The organism is Chryseobacterium sp. SNU WT5 (assembly GCF_007362475.1).
Lineage (GTDB): Bacteria > Bacteroidota > Bacteroidia > Flavobacteriales > Weeksellaceae > Kaistella.
In genome coordinates this window covers 253,163-277,082 of the sequence record NZ_CP041687.1, presented here as the reverse complement: position 1 = coordinate 277,082, position 23,920 = coordinate 253,163, and the positions used below count along the sequence as shown (strand labels likewise).

The following is a 23,920-nucleotide window of genomic DNA, read 5'->3' as shown; positions in this document are numbered from 1 at the left end:
ATAATAGAAATGCCACTTTCGGAAGAGAGTGGCATTTTTTATAAATTGTTTAGTAAACTATTTTTGATTTTGATAACTGATGAAATAGTTTTCATTAAATTGAACTGGATCAGCAGAAGTTAACTTTAAAGTCTGCCATTCTTTGGTAGGGTTTATTTCAATACTATCGTTGATTCTTACAGGTAATTTCAGATTTGATACGATATGAGTATATCGAAATTTCAATTCATTTCCACTTTGTGTATATTCTAAAGTCGGAATATTCGTAGTTCTTAAATACTGATCAAATACGGTGTGAAAATTGATACCTGAATTTTTAGAAATGTAATCTTCAACTTGTTTTGAAGTAACAGTTTGATGATAGAAGTCTTTGTTTAAACCCCGCAATATTTGTCTGAATTTTTCATCATTATTAATGACTTGGCGAATGGTGTGAATCATATTCGAGCCTTTATAATACATGTCGCCACTTCCTGATTTCGCTATTCCGTACGGACCGATAATTGGTTCATCATTTTTGATGTTTCTGCGAATCCCTACCACATATTTCTCGGCCGAGGCTTTATCCATATAATTTTCCACAAATAACGTTTCCGAATAATTGGTAAAACCTTCATGAATCCACATATCTGCTTTGTCTTTTGCGGTGATGTTGTTCGCAAACCATTCATGTCCGCTTTCATGAACAATAATAAAATCCCAGTTTAAACCAACTCCACTTCCAGATAAATCACGTCCTAAATAACCATTTTCATAATTATTTCCATAGCCAACACCACTCTGATGTTCCATGCCAAGATAGGGAGTTTCGATCAGTTTATAGGAATCTTCATAGAAAGGATAGCGTCCAAACCAATATTCAAATGCTTTCATCATTGGCTTAACTTGCTGAAATTGTTTTTTGGCTTTCTCTAGATTGTAATCTAAAACCCAATAATCCAAATCGAGTGGTCCTTTTTCACCGGCATAAGTTTCTTTGAAATTTAGATATTTTCCAACATTAGGAACAATAGAGTAGAGGTTAATAGGATTCTTAACCTCCCAGGTATAAATGTTTTTATCTTTTTCTGTCATGTGAGCGATCAATCTTCCATTACCCACACCAACCAAATCTTTTGGCGTGATAATTTTCATAATCATGCCATTGTCGGGTTCATCACTCCAGATATCTTTCGACGGTAACCATACAGAAGCACCGATTCCTTCTTGTGCAACCGACATCCATGGGTTTCCATGAGCATCTTTTTTAAAGACCCAACCACCATCCCAAGGTGCATTTTTAGCAATAATAGGATTTCCAAAAAACTGAATAGTGAATGAATGGATTTCCCCTTTTTTATAATCTTTTTTAGTTTCTATAAAAATAAAATCACCTTCTCGTTTTGAGGAACAAAGCTTTACATCAGAATCAATAATTTTATAATTCATCGGTTGCTGTAAATCAATTTGAAAAACTGGATTCATTATATCCTTAATAATTTCAAAGGTAATTTTGTTGGTACCTGAAACAGATTGATCAGCAAATTTTGGTTCAACTGATATTTCATATTTTCTAACGTCCCAAAAATCTCTAAATCTAGTATTTGAACCTTTGAGTGTATCCTGTTTTTTAAACTGTTGTCCAGAAAAAAGACCAGAAATTAAAAATAAAAGTAATATTGATTTTTTCATTTTCATTGATTAAGAGTAGCAAATATAATTAATATTTGAGTTGGTTAATTTATGATCGGAAAAACTTTACTGCAGTATTATTAAAATTCAGTATTTTTGAAAAAATTTACTAAATGAAACTTCAAATTATAGGTGTACTTTTCTGTTGTGTTTTCCTTGTGTCATGTAATAATGATAAAGAAATTCTGAATAATCTAAATGATTATAATCTTTCTATGGAAAGCAAAGGTTATCATTTCGGTGATGCAGTAGAAATTCCAAAGGAAGTGACAGATAATGCGGAAAGTATTTCCATAAGTTTTGGTGATAAAGAAACATCCAAATTGGTAATTGATCCAAAATATTTTACACTAGGAGACAACGCAGTAACTTTTAATATCAAAAAGAAAGGAGGCGAAGTTCTAACTCAGGATGCAACCATTAATGTCTTCGCAAAAAATCCTGAAGCTGTACTCCATTATGAAGTGGTAAAAGAATATCCTCACGATCCTAAGAATTTTACTCAGGGATTTGAGTTAGAAGGGAATATTGTTTATGAATCTGATGGGCAATTAGGGGAGTCAAGAATTTTGAAATATACGTTAGGAACTACAAATGCGATTGCTGAAACGCGCCAGGCAGAAGATATTTTCTCTGAAGGTTGTACGATTGTGGGTGATAAAATTTTTCAGTTAACGTGGCGGAATAAAAAGATATTTGTTTACGATAAAAACTCTTTAAAATTATTAAACGAATTTCCTAACCCGAATGTGATGGGCGAAGGTTGGGGTTTAGCGTATGACGGTAAAAACTTTATTGCGTCCGATGGTACAAAAAATCTTTATTTTCTAAATTCTACCGATCCTTCTAAAATGGTTCGTTATATTGCGGTTGCAGGAAATTCTGAAGCTTATGACCAATTGAATGAACTGGAATATCACCAGGGTTTCATCTATGCAAATGTTTGGCAGAAACCTGTAGTTCTAAAAATAAATCCAGCTAATGGAGAAGTAGTCGGCAAATTTGATTTTACGGATATTGCCAAAGAAAATACGAAAGATGTTACAAATGATGTATTAAACGGGATCGCTTTTAAAGGTGATAATATGTTAATTACAGGCAAATTATGGTCTAAGATTTATGAAGTGTCTATAAAATAAATAAATGCTGAAAGTTTGTAAAATAGTCTTTTTGTTTTTATTTTGCACCCATTCTGCGCAGAGAATACTGCCATTTGATACCTTAAAATTAGCAGAAACTAAAGAGATATTGGTAGACGATTACGGTAATGTTTATTTATATAAAAATAAGGATTTCAGTTTTACAAAATATGATTCCTTAGGCCAGCAAAAGGCCAGGTTAAAGCTTACTTTGCCATTTAAGATCCAGTCTGTTCAAAATCCTTTGAATATTTCGTCGTTTTCAGAAAATGCACAGGAACTTCGTTTTTTTGATAGAAATTTAAATGAAATTCAGACAGTCGATTTGCGGCAAAATTTTGGTTTCATTAAGTTGGCTTTTGTAGAAGATCTACAGCAGGCCTGGCTGGTAGATGAAAGCTCAAAACGAATTGTCCAGTATAACTTTAGAGATAATCGACAGGTAGGATCTTATCCCTTTTTTGAAGATCTAACCAATGTGGTTGATTTTTTAGTTTTCAATCAAAAGTTTTACTTTTTGTATCCCAAACAGTTAAAGGTTTTTGATATGAAAGGGAATACTTTAGATTCATATGAAGTTACGAAACCCCGAAAGTTACGTCGTGAAAATAATAGAATTTTAGTGATCAATAGGTGTTCTGTTCAAATGATCAATGGTTCATTATTAACAGACTTATTCCGGACTGAAAATATTCAGTTTGTGGATAAAAACTCATCGTCTTATTTTGTTATCAAAGACAACAACCTTTATCTTTACCGCCCAAAAGAAAAAGATGATAAAGGCCTTGATTGAGTTGGTTTTTACAGAAATTTTTATTGGAAAGGTTTTTTTTATTAATACATCAAATTATAACTTAGGAAATAATGCATATCGCTGTTACAGGAAATATTGGAGCTGGGAAAACCACATTAACCACAATGCTGTCAAAGCATTATGGTTGGGAGGCTCAATTTGAAGATGTAGATCATAATCCTTACCTGGAGGATTTCTATGCAGATATGAGTCAATGGAGTTTTGCCCTTCAAATTTATTTTTTAGGAAGTAGGTTTCGACAGGTCAAAGAAATTCGTGAAAGTGGCAAAAATATTATTCAGGATCGAACCATCTACGAAGATGCACATATATTCGCTGAGAACCTGAATGACATGAATTTACTTAGTGATCGTGATTTTCAGAATTACTCGTCCGTTTTTAATTTAATGAAGAGTTTTGTTTCGGCACCGGATTTGCTAATTTACTTAAAATCAGATGTACCCAATTTGGTGAAGAAAATATATAAAAGAGGGCGTGAATACGAAGCTTCTATAAGCATAGAATATCTTTCTAAATTGAATCAGAAATATGAAAAATGGATCTCCGAATACAACGAAGGCAACCTGTTAATCATTGAAGTTGATGATTTGGATTTCGTCGAAAGACCTGAAGATTTTGGTCTTATTCTGGAAAGAATTGAAACTGAACTTCACGGACTATTCTAGTGCTAAAAGTTCATCTGCTGGCTTTTTATTTAATTTAACATTTCTAAATCTACTACAATGGTTAAAATCCTATATAATAACTCCTGTTCTAAAAGTCGAGGAATTTTAGAATACTTAGATGAAAACGGCGTTCCATTTGAGATCATTGATTTTATAAAGAATCCGTTAAGTGAACTTGAAATACGTACGGTGCTGAAGAAATTACGAATGGCAGCGAAAGATCTGATTCGTAAAAATGAAAAAATATTTAAAGAAAATTACTTAGATAAAGAATTAAGCGAAGATGAATGGGTGAAGGTTCTTGTAGAAAACCCATCGCTTATTCAACGTCCAATTTTGATAAAAGATGGGGTTGCAATGATTGGAAGACCAGTTGAGGTTGCGAAATTCTTTATAGTAAATTAATTAAATCAAGCTTTTAAAAGCATTATTTAAATTCGAATACTTTAAATCAAATCCCAGAGATTTGATTTTTTTATTGTCCGCTCTGGTGCCCTCCAATATAATGGTGCTCATTTCACCTAGTACTGATTTCATTACAAACCTGGGAACGTTGATCGGTAAAAATAATTTGTTTGAAGATGCAGCAAGTTTTTTCATAAAACTTTCATTAGTAACCAAATCATCGCTAACTGCGTTAAAACCTCCACTTACTCTTGAATTTTCAACTGCGAACACGTACATGTTTACTAAATCATCAACATGAATCCAATTCATCCACTGGTCTCCTGATCCAATAGCTGAGCCCACATTAAAGTCAACGATTTTTTTGAGGAGAGGAAAAGCACCGCCAGATTTTGCCAGAACCATAGACGTTCGTAAACAAACCACACGATCAGCTATTGATGAAAAGAGGTAAGCAGATTTCTCCCATTTTTCACAAAGATTTGCCAAAAAATCATGCTGGACAATGGGTGAGTTCTCCTTCAAAATCTGATCGGAGGTAAACGTTCCATAATAGTTAATACCGGAAGCAGAAATAAATGAATCTAATCGAATGCCGAGTTTAACACAATAATCTTGGATAAGTTCAGCTGCGTCAACTCTGCTGGAGTACATTTCTTTTTTATAACTTTCGGTCCAGCGCTCACTGATTGTTGCTCCCGCCAGATGTATGATACAGTTTAAATCATTAAATGCTTTTTCATCAATGTATTTTTCGGAAATGTTCCATTTTAATTCATTCGAATTTTGAGAGGGATTTCTGGTTAGGATTCTGACGATATGTCCAATTTCTGTAAGTTTCTTCACTAGAGATTTACCTACGAGTCCAGTGCCTCCAGTTATTAAAATATTCATTTTAACTACATTACAACATCATTACTCCTTCTATCAAAGCAACTTGCTTGTATATTTTAACTACTTGTTCAGCATCTAAAACGAAAGCATTGATACTTAGGGAAGTATATTTTCCATTTTTACTATCTCTAGTACTCATCGTAAATTTTATATCGTCGAAAACGCGATAGATTTCTGTAAGTTTCGACTCATCACTGGTTATGATAAATTTGAAGAGATAATCTTCTGGGAAATTATGATGAGCTGTTAATTTTTCTTTCAAAGAATTATAAAAATCTTCCGGATTTTTACTTTGCTCAGGAGCTGTTTGATCTGCCATTTCTTGTAAGTTTAAATGAAAAGAATTCCGTTGGCCGGAATTCAAATATAATGAAAATATCTTTTTATTGCTGAGCTTTAATGGAGTTCAGAATAGTAGTTGAGTTTTGCTGTTCGTGGCTTTCAATGATATTAAATAATCCATTAACCATTTGCTGCGCTGCAAAATTACTTAAACCGCTTGTTAACATGTTGGATGAATTTTGTCCACCTAAAATACTTCCTAATAAATTAGTGCCGGATAATGCGGTATTTAATGATTGCACGAGTCCGAATTCATTTAGTTTTGCATCAACTTTAGGAGCAATCGCTGCCATCAGTTGGGATGAAGTTCTCTCCCGTAAAATTTGTGTCGCCACACCAGTTCCACCTTGAGCAATTCGACCTGCATCTTCTGCTGTTAATGAATTTACAGCGTTAATTAAAATAGGACGCGAAGTGTTTACTGTAAACGCTGCAGCTTCAGCGATATATTCCTTTTCTTTTTGTACCAAATTACTTAACCCTACTTTTTGAAGAGTGTTATTGAGATCACGAAGTTGTTGTGGTAGTGCAGCTTCGATGAGTTGGTTCCCCATAAAGCTGTCTTTGTTACTGAAAATGTTTAAACCTTTGGTAATTCCTCCAAGTAGAATTTGTTTTAAAACTGCTAACCCTACTGTTGAGGTCGCCAATGCAACACAAGACTGTGCAGTTGTCCCTACTGTAGCTATTGCCATCGTAGCAACTAATATTGTATTTTTAGTCATCTTATAATTTTGTTAAAGTTAAGGAATAAAGCTTTTCAAATAGTAAGCCAAAAAATTATCCTGATTTTGTCCCTGCTTAATTGGTATAATTCGAGGTAATATAAGAAGATAATAGATAATATCTATTCAGTATAGAACGTAAATTTTTAGAAAAAAAGAAGTTTCTGTTTTTCATTATGAAAGATGATAATTTTTACCTAAAATGTAATAAAAAAGTGGAGAAGATTCGAAATCAATACCTATATCGTATACTATTTTGATCTTATTAAACAGCATTAATTTGACCACAAATAATTGGAGATAAATATAGGGTTAAAAAGAGTTTTTCAATCTAAACTTGTTTTTTTTGTCGGGTTATTATTATTAGTTTTGCATGTAAATAAAAAAGTTATAATGAGAGATAAATTCATTAGATGGGGACTTGTAGTTTTGGTAGTAACTTGGGCGCTTTCTTTATTGCTTAAAGCCCATTTGTGGATTCCAATTCTATTGAGTTGTATTTATATTTTAGGTTTGTATAATGCATTCCAAACCAAACATGCCATTCTCCGAAATTTTCCCGTGTTAGGTTACTTTCGCTACATTTTCGAAGGTATTTCTCCTGAAATGCAGCAGTATTTTATTGAAAGAGAAACGGACGGTAAACCATTTCCCCGGAACGAACGTTCCGCTGCTTACCGAAGATCAAAAAATATTAGTGATACGGTACCTTTTGGAACGCAGTTAGAGATAAATAATCGAAAATATGAGGGGATTAAACATTCGATTTATGCAAAATCGCCCTCAGAACATTTACCGACCGTTTTAGTTGGTGGCGCACAATGTACTCAGAAATACGAGGCTTCTTTATTTAATATTTCTGCGATGAGTTTTGGATCACTGAGTGACAGAGCACAGATCTCTTTAAATAGAGGAGCTAAAAAAGGAGGTTTCTATCATAATACTGGAGAAGGTGGAATTTCACCATACCATTTAGAAGGTGGTGATCTTTGCTGGCAGATCGGAACAGGTTATTTCGGATGTAGAGATGATCATGGATTTTTCTCTCCCGAGATTTTCAAGAAAAATGTTTCTATTCCTGCCGTAAAAATGATAGAGATCAAGATTTCTCAGGGAGCTAAACCAGGTCATGGTGGAGTTCTTCCAGGATCTAAAAATACTCCAGAAATTGCAGCGATCCGTCACGTACAACCAGGAATAACTATTATTTCACCTCCATCTCACTCTTCTTTTTCAGATGCAGCAGGATTATTGAGATTCGTACAGCAACTACGGGAGCTTTCAGATGGTAAACCAGTAGGTTTTAAGTTATGTATAGGAGATACCAAGGAATTTGAAGATATCTGCGTACAAATGAATGTTTTGAAAATTTACCCGGATTTCATCACCGTTGATGGTGCTGAAGGTGGTACAGGTGCTGCACCTCCTGAATTTTCAGATGGAGTAGGGATGCCATTAGAACCTGCTTTAATATTTGTAAACAGAACGTTGACAAACTTCAACGTCAGAGATAAATTGAAAGTTATTGCAAGTGGAAAAGTGTTAACAGCTCTAGATATTCTTCGCGCAGTTTCTATGGGTGCAGATATGTGTAATAATGCAAGAGGTTTTATGTTTGCATTAGGTTGCATTCAGGCTTTAAGATGTAATACCAATACTTGTCCTACAGGAGTAGCAACACAAGATAAGATGCTTATTAAAGGTCTTGATGTAACAGATAAGAGTGAGCGGGTATATCATTTCCATAAAAATACTTTGCGTACGTGTAATGAGCTCATTGCAGCTGCAGGAAGAAGTACCTACGAAGAAGTGGATGCCAGCATGTTTATGCGTGGAGATGAATTTGAGCATCTTGCAGATTATTATTTCCCAGATGTTTTAGGTAATGTAAAAACACCTGTTAGTAGATACTAATATAACACCCAAAAAATTTTAAAAAAAATGCTTCAGAATATATTCCTGAAGCTTTTTTTTGTTTGGTTGTGATCACTTTTAATATGTGAAAAATCAAATGCATAAATAGAGGAAAGGACTTGACCAGCTGTAATCGATTGTATGGGAAACACTGAACTCACAATGGCTTTTTAGTGCAAGAATCAGCCTAATTATTCCGCATCGTGGTATACCAATTAAGTTAATCTTTTAGATTACAAATTCTAACTGTATTTATGTTCAAGAGGTACAAAAAAAAGAATGAATAAGTTTGTCGTGACTTTTCTCACTAAGCTCTTTCCTGCGTAAAGGCTAAATATAGTAAAAAACACTTGTTAGTTTTCACCCTATTAATATTTACAATGTATTAGTTATAGAATTTTTTTTCTTTGTTAGAAATGTGGAGAATAAGTGAAAATCCGCTTTATAACCAAAAAAATCCAATATCAATTTGATATCGGATTTATAATTATGTAAGAAAACGCTTATGCTTCTTCAGTTGGAGTTTCTTCCGTTACTGCTGCAGCTTTTGGCTTAGCAACTGGTTTCGGAGCTTCTACCACTGGTGGAGCGTCAGATACGATTTCGAATTCGTAGTTGTATTCAACCTCTCTGTGAAGTCTAATTACTGCAGTAGATTTACCAGTTCTCTTGATGTTGTTCCCTGGAATCTTGATGTATTTTTTGTCAACTTGCACTCCAACTTTAGATAATTCTTCAGAAAGGTTTGCGTTGTTGATTGATCCAAACAATTTATCACCAGACCCAACTTTAGTTGCGATTGTGATATTTGTTTTTTTCAATTGTTCTACAATTGCATTTGCAGCAGCTACCAATTTAGCTTCTTCTTCTTTTCTAGCTTCTAAAGTTTCTGCTAGAGCCGCTTTATTTTTTGGTGTAGCCAAAAGTGCGATCCCTTGAGGTAACAAGTAGTTTCTTGCATAACCTGGTTTTACACTTACGGTATCGAATTCAAGACCTAAGTTTTCTACGTCTTTTTTTAGGATAATGTCCATTGTTGTTGTCCTTTTTTATTTAGAAGTTAGATTTTGGAGGTTTGAAGTTAGCGAACTAGCAGCAACAACCAATAACCAACAACCAATGATTAATATTATTTTAATAAATCAGCTACGTAAGGCAACATTGCCAAATGTCTTGCTCTTTTGATTGCTGCAGAAACTTTTCTCTGGTATTTCAAAGAAGTTCCAGTATATCTTCTTGGTAAAATTTTACCTTGTTCGTTTACGAACTGAAGAAGGAAAGAAGCATCTTTATAATCTACATGTTTGATACCAAATTTTTTAAATCTACAGTATTTTTTATCAGATTTTGTATTGATGTCTACTGGAGTTAAGAATCTTACTTCGGATTCTCCACCTGCTGAGGCTTGTTTAGCCATATCATCTATTGCCATGTCTTTTCTTTTTTAAGGTTAAAATTAAACTTTCGCAGTTTTCACTTTCGTTCTTCTGGTAACTGCATACTCGATCGCGTGTTTGTCAAGTTTTGTAGTAAGGTAACGGATTACTCTCTCGTCACGTTTGTAAGCAAGTTCTAAATCTGCTACTACATTTCCTTCACCTTTGAATTCGATCAAAGTGTAGAATCCATTCTTTTTTAATTGAATAGGATAAGCTAATTTCTTAAGTCCCCAATTTTCTTTGGCAACGATTTCGCAATTGTTTGAAGTCAATAAGTCTTCAAATTTTTTCACTGCTTCCTCCACCTGAGCATCAGATAGAACGGGAGTTAAAATGAAAACAGTTTCGTAATTGTTCATAATGTTAATGAATTTTGTTAATTATTTCGAGGTGCAAAAATATAACTTCTTTTTGTAACATGCAAGATTATGAAAGGATTAAAGATGATTTTTTCTCTAATATAAGAGATTACAATATAATTTAAGTATTGATAAAGATTACTGATCTCTTTTTTTATTTCTCGATTCGCTCTTTAGCGTATTTTTGCAATGTCCGATCAATGAATATTTCCTTAGCTTATACTGCAAATCTGATAATATTAATACGGTCAGCAACTAGAAATAACAAAGTTTTTGCAGTAGTACTAGCTTTTTTTAAACGAATCATAATTTTAAACATAGTGCAGAATTACGAAAGTCGCTGTGACCATACTGTAATTTAATAATTGTCCGCCGAACTAGAACCAAATTAGTTCAAAGTTGATTTCGCTGAACTTCAACAATGCTCGAATCTACCAAACGCCGCAAAAAAAGGATTCCTTCTAAAAAACTGCTCTAATATCCTTAGAAACGATAACTCCATAAGATTACCAAGCGGGGAGGAAAAGCTACCGGAGCTTCCGTTCAACGGGCTTTCATTTCTTGTCTTTCAGACAAAACGAAAGCTTAGTTATTAGCAGAAGTTTTATTTTCCGTATGTTTTAGAGTTACTTTTGATGTAAGTTATTAGAGCATTAAATAAAGGATTAAAAGTATTTTGGTCATTAACCCCAACCCAGAAATCGTCATATAAAGTATCACTAACAAAAATTTCATCAAAATCCTCTGGATTTACTAATTTCAATTGGATTCTTTTACTTTTATCTTTATTGTCATCAAATTTTAGATATAAAAATTTTTTATATTTTCGATAAGCATTGTTAATTCCTATTTTGCCTGTTAAAGCACCAACTTCGTCTTGCTTATTATCTTTTATAATATCTTTTTCTAAATCATCAAATGTAATTACTTTGTCAAAATAACCAATTTTTTCAGCCATCCCTTTCATAAATGTATTATTTGGAACGACTAAAAGACTTTTATTTTCATCTAAATTAAAAGGTTTATTTACAAGAATATCCGCTTTTTTGGATGCTTTAAAAAGTCCATCGTCGGTTTTTTCCGAAACTTTCATTACTGTACAACTTTGAATTGTTAATGTGGTCAAAACCAAAAGTGGTAAAATTATTTTTTTCATTTTTTATAATATAGTTTGTTTAAAATTCCCAACGTGTTCGTGTCTGATTAGTGGCGTGTTTTAAGTACTAATGTTAGCAAATAAAAACCGAATAGAAAGTCCGCGAGGACTTTCGTAAGTAGGCGAGAACCAGCCATTAATTATACACGGGGTGTGTGCCCAGCATGGGCATCTTTCTCTTACGAAAGTAGGAAATTAATCTAGAGGGTGCAAGTCCCTTATGGGCGAGGGTAACTCCTTGAACCATTAGTAAGTCGCAAGGGTGGTAACCGTGAGGTTACATCTGAAGAAATGCAAAGCATTCATGAATACCTTAAAAAAACAATAAAAAGGAATGAATAAAGCGCGACTACAATCCCGATAGCTATCGGGACGGTACTGACGAACAGGAACCGTATAGGAGGCATTTATGCATGGGTAAGCAAGCACATCATTGTAACGCCCTAAGATTACAAAAGTGCATAAATGTAGATACGGCAGGAATTGAGTGAAAGAAGATGCCATTACCTGGGGAGATCTTCGTAGCCACGAGTTGGCAAAACGAAGAAGTCAGCAGAGGTCATAGTACTTAGGAGCAACGAGCCGATGAATAAATCGGAGGACTCACAACCCAAGGAAGGACTGAACGTATTTTGGTTCTTAATTCACAATGGAATTCCCGTTAAACGGAATAGCCTTGGGAAAGCGGAACAGGTTAAAGTAAAAGAACAAGAATGATTGAAAGAGTATTACATCCTCGCAACATGCAACGAGCCTTAGAGCAAGTAATTGCGAATAAAGGCAGCGCTGGCGTGGACGGAATGAACGTGCAAGAACTATCTGATTATCTTCGGAAAGAGAAAACACGACTTTATTCTTCCATAAAAGAGAGGTGTTATCTTCCTCAACCCATTCTTGGAGTAGAGATTCCTAAAGGAAATGGTAAAACCCGACTTTTAGGAATACCAACAGTAACCGATAGAGTGTTACAACAAGCGGTGTCACAAGTTCTGATGCCACACTATGAGAATGAATTTAGTGTTCACAGTTATGGATTCAGACCCAACAAAAACGCCCGCCAAGCAGTTGGTAAAGCGTTGGAGCATATCCATGAAGGTTATCCATTTATTGTAGATATTGATCTAAAGACCTTCTTTGATGAAGTAGACCACTGCATCCTTCTTAACTTACTTTATCGAAAGGTAAAATGCCCAATAACCATGCGCTTAATCCGCAAATGGTTACGAGCTCCAATTCTAATCAATGGTCAATTACACAAACGAAGAAAAGGAGTTCCGCAAGGTTCGCCTTTAAGTCCGTTATTGTCGAATATCCTGCTCAATGAGTTGGATAAAGAATTGACAAAACGTAAACTTCGATTTGTGCGCTACGCAGATGATTTTAGTATTTATACCCAGTATAAAAGCCACGCAACTGCAACGCTAAAAGCCATAGAGAAGTACTTGAAAACGAAACTCAAACTCACTATTAATGGTGAGAAAAGTGGAGTTAGAAAGCCAGTACAATTTGAACTACTGGGATTCGGATTCGAATCTACATATAAGAAAGGGGACAAGGGAAAATACCAATTGGTAGTAGGTAAGAAAGCGTGGACACGATTGAAAGAGCGACTAAAATCCCTCACCCGAAAAACCGCTCCGATAAGTTTTGATGAGCGTATCCAAAAGATTAACGAAGTTCAGCGTGGATGGTTAAACTATTTTCGAGGAACAAGTATCAAAGGAAAACTCCTCAGCTTTGACGGATGGCTGAGAAACCGACTGCGGTATTGCATTTGGCATGATTGGAAGAAGCCCGAACGGAAGAGGAAAAACCTCATTCGATTAGGAATCGACCAAAGCCTTGCGTATGCATATAGCCGAACTCGGAAAGGAGGATGGGCAGTCGCACAAAGTCCTATTTTAGGAACAACAATCACTATTTCAAGGCTAAAGAAACGTGCATACATCGCCATGTTAGAACTTCATCTATCACTTAACCCATCAAGATACGAACCGCCGTATACGAGACCCGTACGTACGGTGGTGTGAGAGGCGTACTCCGTTCGATTATGAGCGGAGCCGTCTACTCGATTATGCGTTCGGCTTTTTAAAATTTATTCAATTTATGGGTTTCCAATTTCCTTTTTTAAAGTACATATTATTAAATTTATCGGAATGGAAAACTAAATAAAAACTCCAAGCGTTTCTATAAACTGTTGGATTAGTTTTTAATACATGAATTGTCGGTTGCTCCATATTTATTATAAGTCTTTCTGAACCATATGGTGCTGTTGTTGAAATTGTACCACTAAAAGTTCTTACTATTTTGTCATGATTTGTAACATAAAAATAAATTTTATCATTATTAATTTTAAATCGAAAAGTTTCATATTGCCAATCCGCCTGTTTACCTGGGAAAAAGTCTCTGTCGATAATGTACTGTCCGTAATAGTCTTTCTTTTTTAATATTTTTTTCGCCTTTAATTTTTCCACTACTAAAGATAAAATAATTAATCCAATCACGGAAAGCCAGAAGTATCCGATTACTTTTCCGAAAACCTTATTATTTGTTTTCCACCAGACGAAAATCATTATTCCCGTCAATGGAACTAGAAAGAAAAGAAAAAATAAAAATGCCATAAATTATTTATGATTATATTTCCGTCGTTTGATGCTGACGCATAACGTTCCCGCGCTACAAGCAGTTTGGGACTAAATTAAGCCCTATTTTCGGATTTGCCAAATCTTCCAAATACAAAGCCAATTTCAAATTAAGCCTAATACCCAAATTGCTTGTAGCGTGTGTTGGGTAGCGTAACTTTATGGGTAAACCTTTTCCATTTCCACGTTAGGTTTCCAGGTTTTTAAGACACTGTTTGTCTCAATTATTTTTTGCGAAAGTCTAATTTTTAAGGTAATGATGTAAAGCATCTTATTGTAGAATGCGTTGCTTTGTTGCTCACAGTTTTTTCATTTCCACTTTTATTATTTCGGAGTGAAATTTAGGGGAATAAAGTTCTAACTTATTTTGAAAGGGAGCTATGCTTTCAACAATAACATATTTACCTTCTTTTTTCATTTCTAATAACTTTTCAACAGTAAAAATCTTTTTAAATTCTGCAAGTGATATTTTTGGGTTTTCTTCAAATATGTTTCGGACCATTTTATATGTTTCTCTATTTTTTCTGTCAAAACTTTCCATAGAAATAGTTGAATCTTTTTCAATCATTTCCATTAACTCATTATCCGAATAAGATTTTGCTACCTTTCCTGTTTTATTAAAATTGATAACATTAAGTTCGTTTTCTTTTTCACATAGTTTATTTAGGACTATTTCATTCTCTTTAATGTTAATAATAGTGTAGTTACAATTATTTAAAGTTATATTTTTTCCAATGTCGTTGGGAGTCAGCTCAACTTTGTCATAGCCAATTAAGTAATTTATTTCAAAGTTGACATATCCAGATATCTTTTCATTTTTAGCATATTTACTTTTTATGTCTGTTTTAAAATCAATTTTACTATATCCGCTATTTGAATTGTAAAAAGTGTTTAGTTGAAATTTTTCACCATTTTTTTTGATTAGGTTATTTTCCAATAGTGTAATCGATAAAATACCAGCTAGTTGTGTATTAAACCGTGAAGTCAATTCTCCGGATAAAAGCAATTGATTTTTATCATTTAAACTTAGTTGAGCAGTCTGTTTAACCAATTTAGTGCAGGAAGATATTTCTTCAGGAGTAATTACTTGTTTAAAAAAATCACTCTCTTTATATTCCACAAATTTGAATGCATTGTGAGTAGTTTTGTTAAACTTTAGAGAGTCTGTCCCGTGTAAAATTGTTGTATAAAAATCTCTTTGTTCTTCTGTTATTTCTTGGCTAAATAGATTATTACTAAATAATAGTAGAAGTAATATTGTTAGTTTTGTCATCTGTTTTTTTTCTAATAAATTCTGATTTTCAATGTTATGCTACCCAACGTCCCAGCGCTTTGCGAAGATGCGGACTAAAATAGCCAAAACTTTCGGTTAAGCACAAAGTTTAAAGATACAAAACAAACTTTAAATTAAGCCCAAAACCGCATTTTTGCAAAACGCTTGTTGGTGGCAGTATTTTTTATAACACTGGCTTTTCAAATCCATTAGTGAATTTCTCAAAATACTGAGCAATTTCTAATAATTTCTTATCTGTCCATTTTTTGGAATGTATTTGAATTCCTAAAGGCATTCCGTTTTTCTTTTTTCCAATCGGAATAACAACTATTGGATGTCCTGAAAATGCAGTTGTAAAGTTAAAGGAAGCAATAGCTTTAGTGTAGCCTATTTTTTTATTATTGACAGTAAATGGTTTTCCTGCATTTTGATGTTTATAAGCTTCAAAGGAACAAACTGGCGTAATCCAAACGTCATAAGTTGTCAAAAATGAATTATAAATTTCAGAAAAATCATCTTTATAGTCAATTGCTTTGGCGTAGTCAATGTTGGTCAAACGTTGTCCCAAAGCCATTCCTTTTGCCCACAAGTGGTCTCTGTATTTCAACCGAATAAAGGTGTACATAAAACTGGCTAATAAAGGCACTTTGGGATTGTTGATTCCTATTTCAAATCCAATAATTTTACTGCATTCTAAATAGGCTTTTTCTTCATCATACTTTGGGTGGTCAATACTTAAAATATGATTTTCATTTTTTATTTTACCTATAAAATTCCTAAAAAGTTCTAAATATTCTGCATCAACTTCTGTATCGTTTATAGTTTCAGAATAAGCAATAGTTAAAGATTGCTTTTTCCATTCACTATTGTTTAAATTGATTGGCGATAATTCGGGGAGTTCATATTTCGTATTATTTCCTAAAACTTCCATCATTAGAAGTAAATCTGTTGCACTTTTTGCAAAAGGACCTGGTGTAATAATGTGCCTCCTTCCTTGTGGTTTGTTTTTAACTTTGAGATGCCCTCTGTTAGAAAGAAAATTTTCAGAAGGACGCAAACCACAAATTCCATTAAAATGAGCCGGAACTCTTATAGAACCACCTGCATCAGCTCCCAATTCCAAAGGGCTAAAACCCGAAGCTACCGCAACTGCCGAACCACCTGAACTTCCACCTGCAACTCTCGAAATATCATAAGGGTTATTAGTTTGTCCGTTCCAAAAATTAGTGCTTTGCCAGTCAATACAAAAGAGTGCAGTATTTGTTTTTCCAATAATAATAGCTCCTGCATCTTTCAATCTTTTAACCAATTCTGCATCTTCTGTGGCAAGATAATTTCTTAAAGAAGGATCTCCATTAGAATTTTTTAGTCCTTTTACCAAGAAAGAATCTTTTATTGTTAATGGTAGTCCGTGAAGGAGTCCAAGATTTTTCCCTTGCTGAATTTCTAAATCTTTTCTACGAGCTTCATCTAAAATCTCGTCTTTTTTTCTAATGTCGCAAATAGCATTAATTGTAGGATTGAATTTTTCAATATGATTTAAAAAAGCAGTGACTAATTCAACAACAGTGATTTCTTGTTTCTTTATTTTTTCAACGAGTTTTGTAGCACTTTCAAATACGATATTTTCCATTGTTTTTTTTACAAAGCTCTGTCTATTAACTTCAAATCTCTTTGACAAATATCAAAATCGCATTTTATTTTTCGGCTCTAATTCGGCTCAAAGTTTCTTGCGTTATTCCTATATAAGATGCAATGTGCCCTAAATTCACTCGTTGTAGCAGTGTAGGGAATTTACTTATCAGTTTCTTATACCTCTCTTTTGCGGAGTGAAACAGTAAATCTTCAATACGTTCTGCAATATCGATGTAAATATTTTCCAGAAAAATACGAGCATATTTTTCGTAATGAGGCTTCTCTTCAAGTAATTTTTTCCAATCTTCGTGATTGATATAGGACAAAGAAGAATCTTCTAATAATTCAATATTATAACGACTTTTTTTTCTTTGGATAAAACTGTCAATAGCTGTTATGGTGGTGTTTTCTATTGCAAAATGAGCCGTAATATCTTTGGCATCTATGTGATAATAGGCTCTTGCCAATCCTTTATGTAGTATAAAAAAACGATTGCAAATAGTTCCTTCGGTGTGTAGTAAATGTTTATTTGGTAATTCCTCAAAAGTCATTAGTTTACTGAAATCTTCAAAGAAATCTGCGGAAATTGGGTCGGAAAAATTTAACTTGTCAAATATCAATTTTCGTAATTTTGGGTTAATATTGCCACCAACGTTTTGGCGCTTGGCGCAGTGGCGGATTTCGGAGCACAAAACTGTCAATACACCACAAAAGTTGATGCGAGGTAGAATGTTCAATTAACCACGTCACCCGCCATTGAGCCAAACGCCTGTTATGTACAGTTTTATTCATGTCTAACTAGTTTGAATTCGTTGTTGTCAAGTATCAAAATAGCATCTCCTCCAATATGTGTCAGTCCGCCACGAATAGTTCCTTCATCGTAAGTCAGTACTATTGGGTCAATAAATGTATATGAAATCGCATCATAGTTATCATTGTAAAGGCCGTCTTTGCTGACAGGATAATTATCGAACATTTCTTTGTTGTATGACGGCTGCATAGCTTTTATTAAAGCCTTTTCCGCATCAAGAAATACTTTTTCTTGGTCTGGATAGTTTTCTCCAAGTAATGAAGCAACCATGTCCTTAGTATCAGATCCTGGTCCAAATGACTGGATTTGTAAATTGTCTTGAAATTCAAAAGGAAGAATAACAACTTCGTTTGCGGGTAATTGTTTTTCTGTTACTGGCGATTCCAAAGAAAGAATATCCTGAAATGTCGAATGACCTGTCAACCGTTTTAATATACTTTGCTTTGTAGCCTTACCAACGTAATGAACTTTGTAATGTAAAAATGATTTCCAATCTCCTTCAATTTCGCACTCAATTATCTCTTTCCACCAATTTTGGAGAAGCTTTTCAGGTGAAAACCAAATAAGAAACTCTTTTCCTTCTTTTTTGTGCTTAACTAAAGAGAAACCATGAATGTTATTGAATGGCGGGCTAACTTGTTTTACTGTCTTGTCCAAATAATTAAATGCTACGTCAACCACATTGTCCGCCATTAATCCAAATATTTCTTGGTCAAATGGCAATTTGCATTTTAAAATATTGGGATTTCCCTTTTGATGAATTTCAAAATTAAGCTGGTAAACTGACGTGTCGGGAATTACATTTTCAAAAGTGATAACAGGCCTTTGTCCGATTATATACAGACTTGCTTTTTCAAGCGCCCTTTCAATTGCCTTGTCGTCCTTAACAACCGCGAATTCATAAGCTGTCAAAGGAGAATAAGCTAATTCAAGTTGGTTTAATAGACTCTTTCGGTTCATAAAAATTGTACATAACGGCCAGCTCGGCTTTGTCGTCGTTCTGAAAAGAAGTTGCAAACTTCTTTTCGGAATGCGTCAAAGGCGACTGTTGGGAGAACGTCGTGCGAAAGCAACGATGGTTTCCCGACAGTCGGCGAAGCCGAGCTGGCCGTTGGGAAAAATCGTCCCAAAGGGCGATTTTTCCCAACTTGTTTATATGTCTTACTTCGTCAGACAAATACAACGTATTTGGTAGGTATTTGTCTGATATTCGTAAGACTTATTTCTGATCACGAAGATATATTTTTTTTCTTTATAAATCATCAAACGGACTTTTGATGTGTTGTAAACTTTTTGTACTTACGTGCGTATAAATTTCTGTTGTTCTGCTGCTATTATGTCCTAATAATTCTTGAATATATCGCAAATCAGTGCCACTTTCTAATAAGTGAGTAGCGTAACTGTGCCGTAGCCAGTGTAAGGTGACTGGCTTTTTTATATTGGTTTTCTCTAATGCCTGTTTTAATACACTTTGAAGGCTTTTTGCAGAATAAATGGTGCCCGGTTGTTGACCTTCAAATAAATACGTTTTTGGTTTGTAAAGCTGGTAATATGCCCTCAATAATTCTAGAATCTTCGGAGATAATGGCGTAATTCTGTCTTTTTTACCTTTAGCTTGCTTTATCAGAACAATATTTCTTTTAGAATCGATGTCAAGTGGTCGTAGCTGGAGTAATTCACTGCATCGCAAACCGCAACTGTAGATCAAAGAAAGCATCATTTTATGTTTCACATTGGCATGAGCCTCGAGAATGATCTTGACTTCTTCTTTACTCAAAACATTTGGTAATGTCTTTGGCTTTTTGGGGCGGTCAATTTTATCGGCTTCTATTTTCGTTTCCCGTATTGTTCTAAAGTATAATTTTATAGCGCTAATGATTTGGTTCTGGTAAGACGCGGATAAATTTTTTTTCAAAACGTAATCATTATTAAAATCAAGTACATCTGCATTGGTGAGCTCACAAATGTCTTTTGATCTGTAGTAAAATAAAAATGATCGTAATGCATCAGAATAGGTTTTGATTGTATTTGGACTGTACCTTTTGGAAGAAAGCCACCGAATGAATAAATCGTGATGTTTTCGACCCTCTGATGAAAGTGCGGTGTCTTGTTTTTGTGTAATTTGGAACCGTTCTCTATTTTCTCGTGTGTCCGGAATATGCCATAGTTTTTTTTGCTGACTCCATCGTGCCCCATGTATAAGTTTTATCCGTTGGATCATTTCTTTATCCTTCTCGAATTCTACGCCAATTCGGTCTTCATTTCTATGCTTAATTAATTTTGCAGACCAAATCATAATATTCTGATTTTAGAAATAAAGATAATAAAATTTTTTATACATGTTTTTTTTTATTCCATTTTTATAGATGATTTAGAAATGGTTTTGACTTCATTTATTATAGAAATTGAATAAGCTCCTCAACTTTGATGCAAGATAAAGAACGTTACCCTGGAAGTTTTCAAAAAAAAGACTGCGAGGTCTTTTAGCCCAGATTGCAACGGCATCCCCCTCGTTTCGAATTCGGAAACGAGGGGATATAGTGGAAAGCTGGTCCGGTTTTGTGAGAAGCTAACTCTTGTTGCTCCTTACTCTTTCCTGATTTCCTCTAAATACATCTCTTTCAGCTCATCATATAATGAATGACGGCTCACTAATAGAGAAATCAGCGACGATACCATACCAGCAAGCATTAGGTAGAATATAAGGCTGTGTCGGTCGGTCATTTCCAACACGATAATTGAAGAGGTAAATGGTGCTCTGGTTATCCCAGTAAGGAAAGCGACCATGCCGGTTAATATCACCACGTTAGTTTCATGCGGTGTTAGGTTAATCCAACCTGCGATTACGGAGCCCATACTTGCACCTGCTGCCAAAGCCGGCGCAAAAATACCGCCTGCACCACCAGATGTAAATGACAGAGCGGGACCCAGCATTCTGAATAAGGGCATGTACCAATCCTCATTTTTGTTTTCGGTGAACAAGACCCGTTGCATAATTCCTTTCCCAGAGCCCAAAATTTCACTATTAATGAAATAAGCCAGTGTAGCTATGATTAAAGCTGAAACGATCAGGAAGATAATATTGGAACGATCACTGGTGAGCCTTTTTTTCCACGCACTGATCATCAGCATAATTCTGGATAACTGACTCGCAAATACTCCAGAAATTGCAGAAACCAATATCACTGGGAAAATAATTATAATACTGATGTCGCTTGTTTTAGGATACCCTAAATATAAATAAGAACCGGCAAAAGTTTGCGCAGTTAGCCCAGCAATAATCACTGCAGTAAAAAGTGCTGTTTTGAAATAATTGATATGTGTTTTGGAAAGTTCTTCTACGGCAAATACGATCCCTCCAAGCGGTGTATTGAAGGCTGCGGAAAGACCTGCCGCAGCACCCGTCATGATCATGTTTTTTTTTGAGATCTTCGGCCACCAGTCTGGCAAAAACTCATTTACTTTCCTGAAAACAGATCCGGCAATTTGAATGGTAGGACCTTCACGGCCCACGGCGCCACCACCAATAACTAAAATAATAGAAGAGAAGACTTTAAAAATTATAATTTTGATACTTAGTAAGTAGGAGATTTTGGAATGCTCCTTTGGGTTGGCCAGCTCTACCGCTGCCATTACCTGAGGGATCCCGCTTCCTTTTCCATATGGGGCAAATCTCTTCACCAACCACCAGGATAAAACAAATGCAACTGGAGCCACAATAAAAATTAACCACGCATGCCAGTTCATCATTGCGTGCATTAAATTTTCTCCCCACTGAAACATTTGGGCATAAATCACAGCAAATAATCCGGTAATGAAAGATCCGATCCAAAATGGAATTGCCTGAAGAAGATTGTACTTCAGTTTTTCGTTTCGGATATTATCAAAAGATTTCTTAAGAGAATTGCGAACAAAATTGAATAGTTTGCGCATTTTGCAAAATTATCAATTTTAAATGAGCTACAGGATTTATCAGTAATTTTTTTTGACGAATTTATCGTAAGAAAATTACGACGGTTGCGTTTTGAACAACGATTGGGAATGTTTTCTTTAAAATAAGAAGTCTTTGATCCTGGAACACGCAAGCTGATTTTCATTGATCCACGCTAGAAAAATATCAAATTTATCATGGAGCTTTTTTCCTGAATTGTATTTTTTAAAAAAATTCATTTCAAAAACATATTTGTCAAAATCGGTAAACTGCCAGGAATTAAGATACACCAAGACAAATTCATCTTTCTTTATCGTTTCGATCACCATGCTTTGATAGTAGGATAGTGGAACAACCTGAAATATGAAATCATTGTAAGGAATTTGGGAATATGGTGAAATACTCTCGTGAAGAATACTGAGGCCATTTTGCTCCGTGAAGGCCGCTTTCCTTTCAAATCTTTTGAATGGAAACATGATTGCGGTATCTTCTATTAGCGAGATATAGGTAAATCGTAAATGATGGAGAGCGTCTAAAGGAAATGCGTTTTCTTTCATTCGGATTCCCCGAATTTGTTTTTCAATGAGGTTTTCGGTCCGTTTTTTTGCCGATTCTATTTCTTCTAAAGAAGAGTCGATGTGGTAAAAAGAAATTTCGTGACCCCCATTAATTATTTTCTTTATTAATTTTTCTAAATAAGCGACAGTGGAGATCTCAATAAAGAAGGTAGCAAGAATCTCCGTACTTTCCAAACTTCTTAAAAGGGAATGGGTATTTTGTATCGTGATTTCTAAGAGTTCCTGCGCAGACAATATACTACTGCTTTTAAGAGCCCGGTCTGGATTAATAATATTGAAAGTAAGTAAAATCATAAATCTCCGAAATTATATCATGAAAGTATAATAAAAATCTGCAAAACCAGTAGGAAAGTCCTGTGAGATTGCAGATTATTATTTTGTAGAAACTTAGAAAGCTAATCTTTTTGTTATTCAAAAATCAAAGAGAATTAAGCCTAAATATCCAAAAGAATTTTTACTTTTCATTTAAAAATTTTGAACATTAATTTTAGTAGAGGGTTTAATTCCTGGCTAATTTTACTTTTAAGTTTTTCAACATATCTTTTGTCATCGCCGTCACATCATAATCATAAGAAAGTCCCCAGTCTTTTTTTGCTACTGAATCATCAATTGATGCTGGCCAGGAATCGGCAATTTGCTGACGAAAATCGGGCTTGTAATCAATCGTGAAATCTGGAATTTCTTTTTTAATTTCTTCTGCCAGTTCTTTTGGAGTAAATGATAATCCTCCTAAATTGTAAGACGTATGTACGGTTAGGTTTTCTTGGGGTGCCGCCATAAGTTGTAATGTCGCTTTAATTGCATCATTCATGTACAACATGGGCATTGCGGTATCTTCAGAAATAAAGCTGGTATATTTCCCTTCTTCCACTGCTTCGTAATAGATCTCTACCGCGTAATCGGTTGTACCGCCGCCTGCAGGAGTTTTCCAGGAGATTAAACCGGGATATCGAATACTTCTAACATCGACGCCAAATTTATCATGGTAATATTCACACCATTTCTCACCGGCCATTTTCGATATGCCGTAAACGGTTGTTGGATTCAAAACCACGTCTTGCCCAACATCTTTTTTAGGAATTCCTTTTCCAAAAACAGCAATCGAGCTGGGCCAGAAAATTTTCTGAAGCAAACCTTCCTTCGCCATTTCGCAAAACTGAAGCAGAGGTTCTATATTGAGTTTCCATGCAAATAGAGGCTGTTTCTCAGATGTCCCTGATAGTAGAGACGCCAGGTGATAAACGGTCGTAATTTCGTAGTCTTTGATGACTTGCCGTACCAACTGTGTATTGGTAACATCCATTCTTTCATAAAACCCTGCAGAGGTCAGATTTTTGTCCCATCGGTCAAGCCCTGAAGCCACTACATTTTCAGCACCATGAATTTCGACTAAGCGGTTGGTGAGTTCAGTACCAATTTGTCCTAATGCACCTGTTATCAATATTTTTTCCGTGTGGGATTCCATTTTTAGAGTTTAAGAGTTGCACAAATTTAGAAAATTAGCGCATGTAAAGAAATAGTATTGCT

23 protein-coding genes are annotated in these 23,920 nt (G+C 34.7%); 6 read left to right on the top strand and 17 right to left on the bottom strand.

What is annotated here, in order from left to right; translation table 11 throughout:
• Positions 1-57: 57 nt before the first annotated feature.
• On the bottom strand, positions 58-1,671 hold the full coding sequence (locus tag FNJ88_RS01330) for a M1 family metallopeptidase (protein WP_143851368.1): 1,614 nt from the start codon (positions 1,669-1,671) through the stop codon (positions 58-60).
• Between the two features lie 113 nt (positions 1,672-1,784).
• On the opposite strand from FNJ88_RS01330, the gene FNJ88_RS01325 reads away from it, so the two are divergent.
• The 4 genes from FNJ88_RS01325 to FNJ88_RS01310 all read left to right on the top strand — a co-directional run bounded on the left by FNJ88_RS01325 (position 1,785) and on the right by FNJ88_RS01310 (position 4,694).
• Positions 1,785-2,810, top strand: coding sequence for a glutaminyl-peptide cyclotransferase (locus FNJ88_RS01325; protein WP_143851367.1), 1,026 nt, complete (start codon positions 1,785-1,787; stop codon positions 2,808-2,810).
• A 4-nt stretch (positions 2,811-2,814) separates the two neighbouring features.
• Entirely contained in the window at positions 2,815-3,603 is a 789-nt protein-coding gene (locus FNJ88_RS01320) for a hypothetical protein (RefSeq protein WP_228414546.1), read from the top strand.
• 71 nt (positions 3,604-3,674) lie between these two features.
• Positions 3,675-4,289 (top strand): deoxynucleoside kinase, encoded by a 615-nt coding sequence (locus FNJ88_RS01315; RefSeq protein WP_143851366.1) that lies wholly within the window; start codon positions 3,675-3,677, stop codon positions 4,287-4,289.
• A gap of 57 nt (positions 4,290-4,346) precedes the next feature.
• Positions 4,347-4,694, top strand: a complete 348-nt coding sequence (locus FNJ88_RS01310) for an ArsC/Spx/MgsR family protein (RefSeq protein ID WP_143851365.1) — start codon at positions 4,347-4,349, stop codon at positions 4,692-4,694.
• Here FNJ88_RS01310 and FNJ88_RS01305 read toward each other — a convergent pair whose 3' ends face one another.
• The 3 genes from FNJ88_RS01305 to FNJ88_RS01295 all read right to left on the bottom strand — a co-directional run bounded on the left by FNJ88_RS01305 (position 4,695) and on the right by FNJ88_RS01295 (position 6,655).
• Positions 4,695-5,588: a TIGR01777 family oxidoreductase gene (locus tag FNJ88_RS01305; RefSeq protein WP_143851364.1), complete on the bottom strand. Its 894-nt coding sequence runs from the start codon at positions 5,586-5,588 to the stop codon at positions 4,695-4,697.
• A gap of 10 nt (positions 5,589-5,598) precedes the next feature.
• Positions 5,599-5,907: a DUF493 family protein gene (locus FNJ88_RS01300; protein ID WP_143851363.1), complete on the bottom strand. Its 309-nt coding sequence runs from the start codon at positions 5,905-5,907 to the stop codon at positions 5,599-5,601.
• A 64-nt stretch (positions 5,908-5,971) separates the two neighbouring features.
• Positions 5,972-6,655 (bottom strand): DUF4197 family protein, encoded by a 684-nt coding sequence (locus FNJ88_RS01295; protein WP_143851362.1) that lies wholly within the window; start codon positions 6,653-6,655, stop codon positions 5,972-5,974.
• Positions 6,656-7,048: 393 nt separating this feature from the next.
• Here FNJ88_RS01295 and FNJ88_RS01290 point away from each other — a divergent pair, with 393 nt between their 5' ends.
• The gene (locus FNJ88_RS01290) at positions 7,049-8,569 is read left to right on the top strand and encodes an FMN-binding glutamate synthase family protein (RefSeq protein WP_143851361.1); all 1,521 of its coding nucleotides are present in this window, start codon (positions 7,049-7,051) and stop codon (positions 8,567-8,569) included.
• Between the two features lie 503 nt (positions 8,570-9,072).
• Here the strand turns inward: FNJ88_RS01290 and rplI are convergent.
• The 4 genes from rplI to FNJ88_RS01270 all read right to left on the bottom strand — a co-directional run bounded on the left by rplI (position 9,073) and on the right by FNJ88_RS01270 (position 11,523).
• The gene (rplI, locus tag FNJ88_RS01285; RefSeq protein WP_143851360.1) at positions 9,073-9,603 is read right to left on the bottom strand and encodes a 50S ribosomal protein L9; all 531 of its coding nucleotides are present in this window, start codon (positions 9,601-9,603) and stop codon (positions 9,073-9,075) included.
• Between the two features lie 95 nt (positions 9,604-9,698).
• Positions 9,699-10,001 (bottom strand): 30S ribosomal protein S18, encoded by a 303-nt coding sequence (rpsR, locus tag FNJ88_RS01280; RefSeq protein ID WP_143851359.1) that lies wholly within the window; start codon positions 9,999-10,001, stop codon positions 9,699-9,701.
• A gap of 24 nt (positions 10,002-10,025) precedes the next feature.
• On the bottom strand, positions 10,026-10,367 hold the full coding sequence (rpsF, locus tag FNJ88_RS01275) for a 30S ribosomal protein S6 (protein WP_143851358.1): 342 nt from the start codon (positions 10,365-10,367) through the stop codon (positions 10,026-10,028).
• Between the two features lie 604 nt (positions 10,368-10,971).
• Entirely contained in the window at positions 10,972-11,523 is a 552-nt protein-coding gene (locus tag FNJ88_RS01270; protein ID WP_143851357.1) for a hypothetical protein, read from the bottom strand.
• 713 nt (positions 11,524-12,236) lie between these two features.
• On the opposite strand from FNJ88_RS01270, the gene ltrA reads away from it, so the two are divergent.
• Complete coding sequence (gene ltrA, locus FNJ88_RS01265; RefSeq protein ID WP_143851356.1) at positions 12,237-13,553, top strand: group II intron reverse transcriptase/maturase; 1,317 nt, start codon at positions 12,237-12,239, stop codon at positions 13,551-13,553.
• A 69-nt stretch (positions 13,554-13,622) separates the two neighbouring features.
• Here the strand turns inward: ltrA and FNJ88_RS01260 are convergent, their stop codons facing one another.
• From FNJ88_RS01260 to FNJ88_RS01220, 9 genes are all read right to left on the bottom strand, one after another.
• The gene (locus FNJ88_RS01260; RefSeq protein ID WP_143851355.1) at positions 13,623-14,144 is read right to left on the bottom strand and encodes a hypothetical protein; all 522 of its coding nucleotides are present in this window, start codon (positions 14,142-14,144) and stop codon (positions 13,623-13,625) included.
• A gap of 319 nt (positions 14,145-14,463) precedes the next feature.
• Positions 14,464-15,438 (bottom strand): hypothetical protein, encoded by a 975-nt coding sequence (locus FNJ88_RS01255; protein ID WP_143851354.1) that lies wholly within the window; start codon positions 15,436-15,438, stop codon positions 14,464-14,466.
• A 184-nt stretch (positions 15,439-15,622) separates the two neighbouring features.
• Positions 15,623-17,071 carry an amidase gene (locus FNJ88_RS01250; protein WP_143851353.1) on the bottom strand — a complete coding sequence of 483 codons (1,449 nt, stop codon included), beginning with the start codon at positions 17,069-17,071 and terminating at the stop codon, positions 15,623-15,625.
• Between the two features lie 64 nt (positions 17,072-17,135).
• Positions 17,136-17,624, bottom strand: coding sequence for a Crp/Fnr family transcriptional regulator (locus FNJ88_RS01245; protein WP_143851352.1), 489 nt, complete (start codon positions 17,622-17,624; stop codon positions 17,136-17,138).
• 233 nt (positions 17,625-17,857) lie between these two features.
• Positions 17,858-18,844 (bottom strand): hypothetical protein, encoded by a 987-nt coding sequence (locus tag FNJ88_RS01240; RefSeq protein WP_143851351.1) that lies wholly within the window; start codon positions 18,842-18,844, stop codon positions 17,858-17,860.
• A gap of 292 nt (positions 18,845-19,136) precedes the next feature.
• Positions 19,137-20,180 (bottom strand): site-specific tyrosine recombinase/integron integrase, encoded by a 1,044-nt coding sequence (gene xerA, locus FNJ88_RS01235; RefSeq protein ID WP_143851350.1) that lies wholly within the window; start codon positions 20,178-20,180, stop codon positions 19,137-19,139.
• A 290-nt stretch (positions 20,181-20,470) separates the two neighbouring features.
• Positions 20,471-21,817 carry a chloride channel protein gene (locus tag FNJ88_RS01230; RefSeq protein WP_143851349.1) on the bottom strand — a complete coding sequence of 449 codons (1,347 nt, stop codon included), beginning with the start codon at positions 21,815-21,817 and terminating at the stop codon, positions 20,471-20,473.
• Between the two features lie 117 nt (positions 21,818-21,934).
• Positions 21,935-22,687 (bottom strand): polysaccharide deacetylase, encoded by a 753-nt coding sequence (locus FNJ88_RS01225; RefSeq protein WP_143851348.1) that lies wholly within the window; start codon positions 22,685-22,687, stop codon positions 21,935-21,937.
• A 205-nt stretch (positions 22,688-22,892) separates the two neighbouring features.
• Entirely contained in the window at positions 22,893-23,858 is a 966-nt protein-coding gene (locus tag FNJ88_RS01220) for an NAD-dependent epimerase/dehydratase family protein (RefSeq protein WP_143851347.1), read from the bottom strand.
• Positions 23,859-23,920 lie beyond the last annotated feature (62 nt).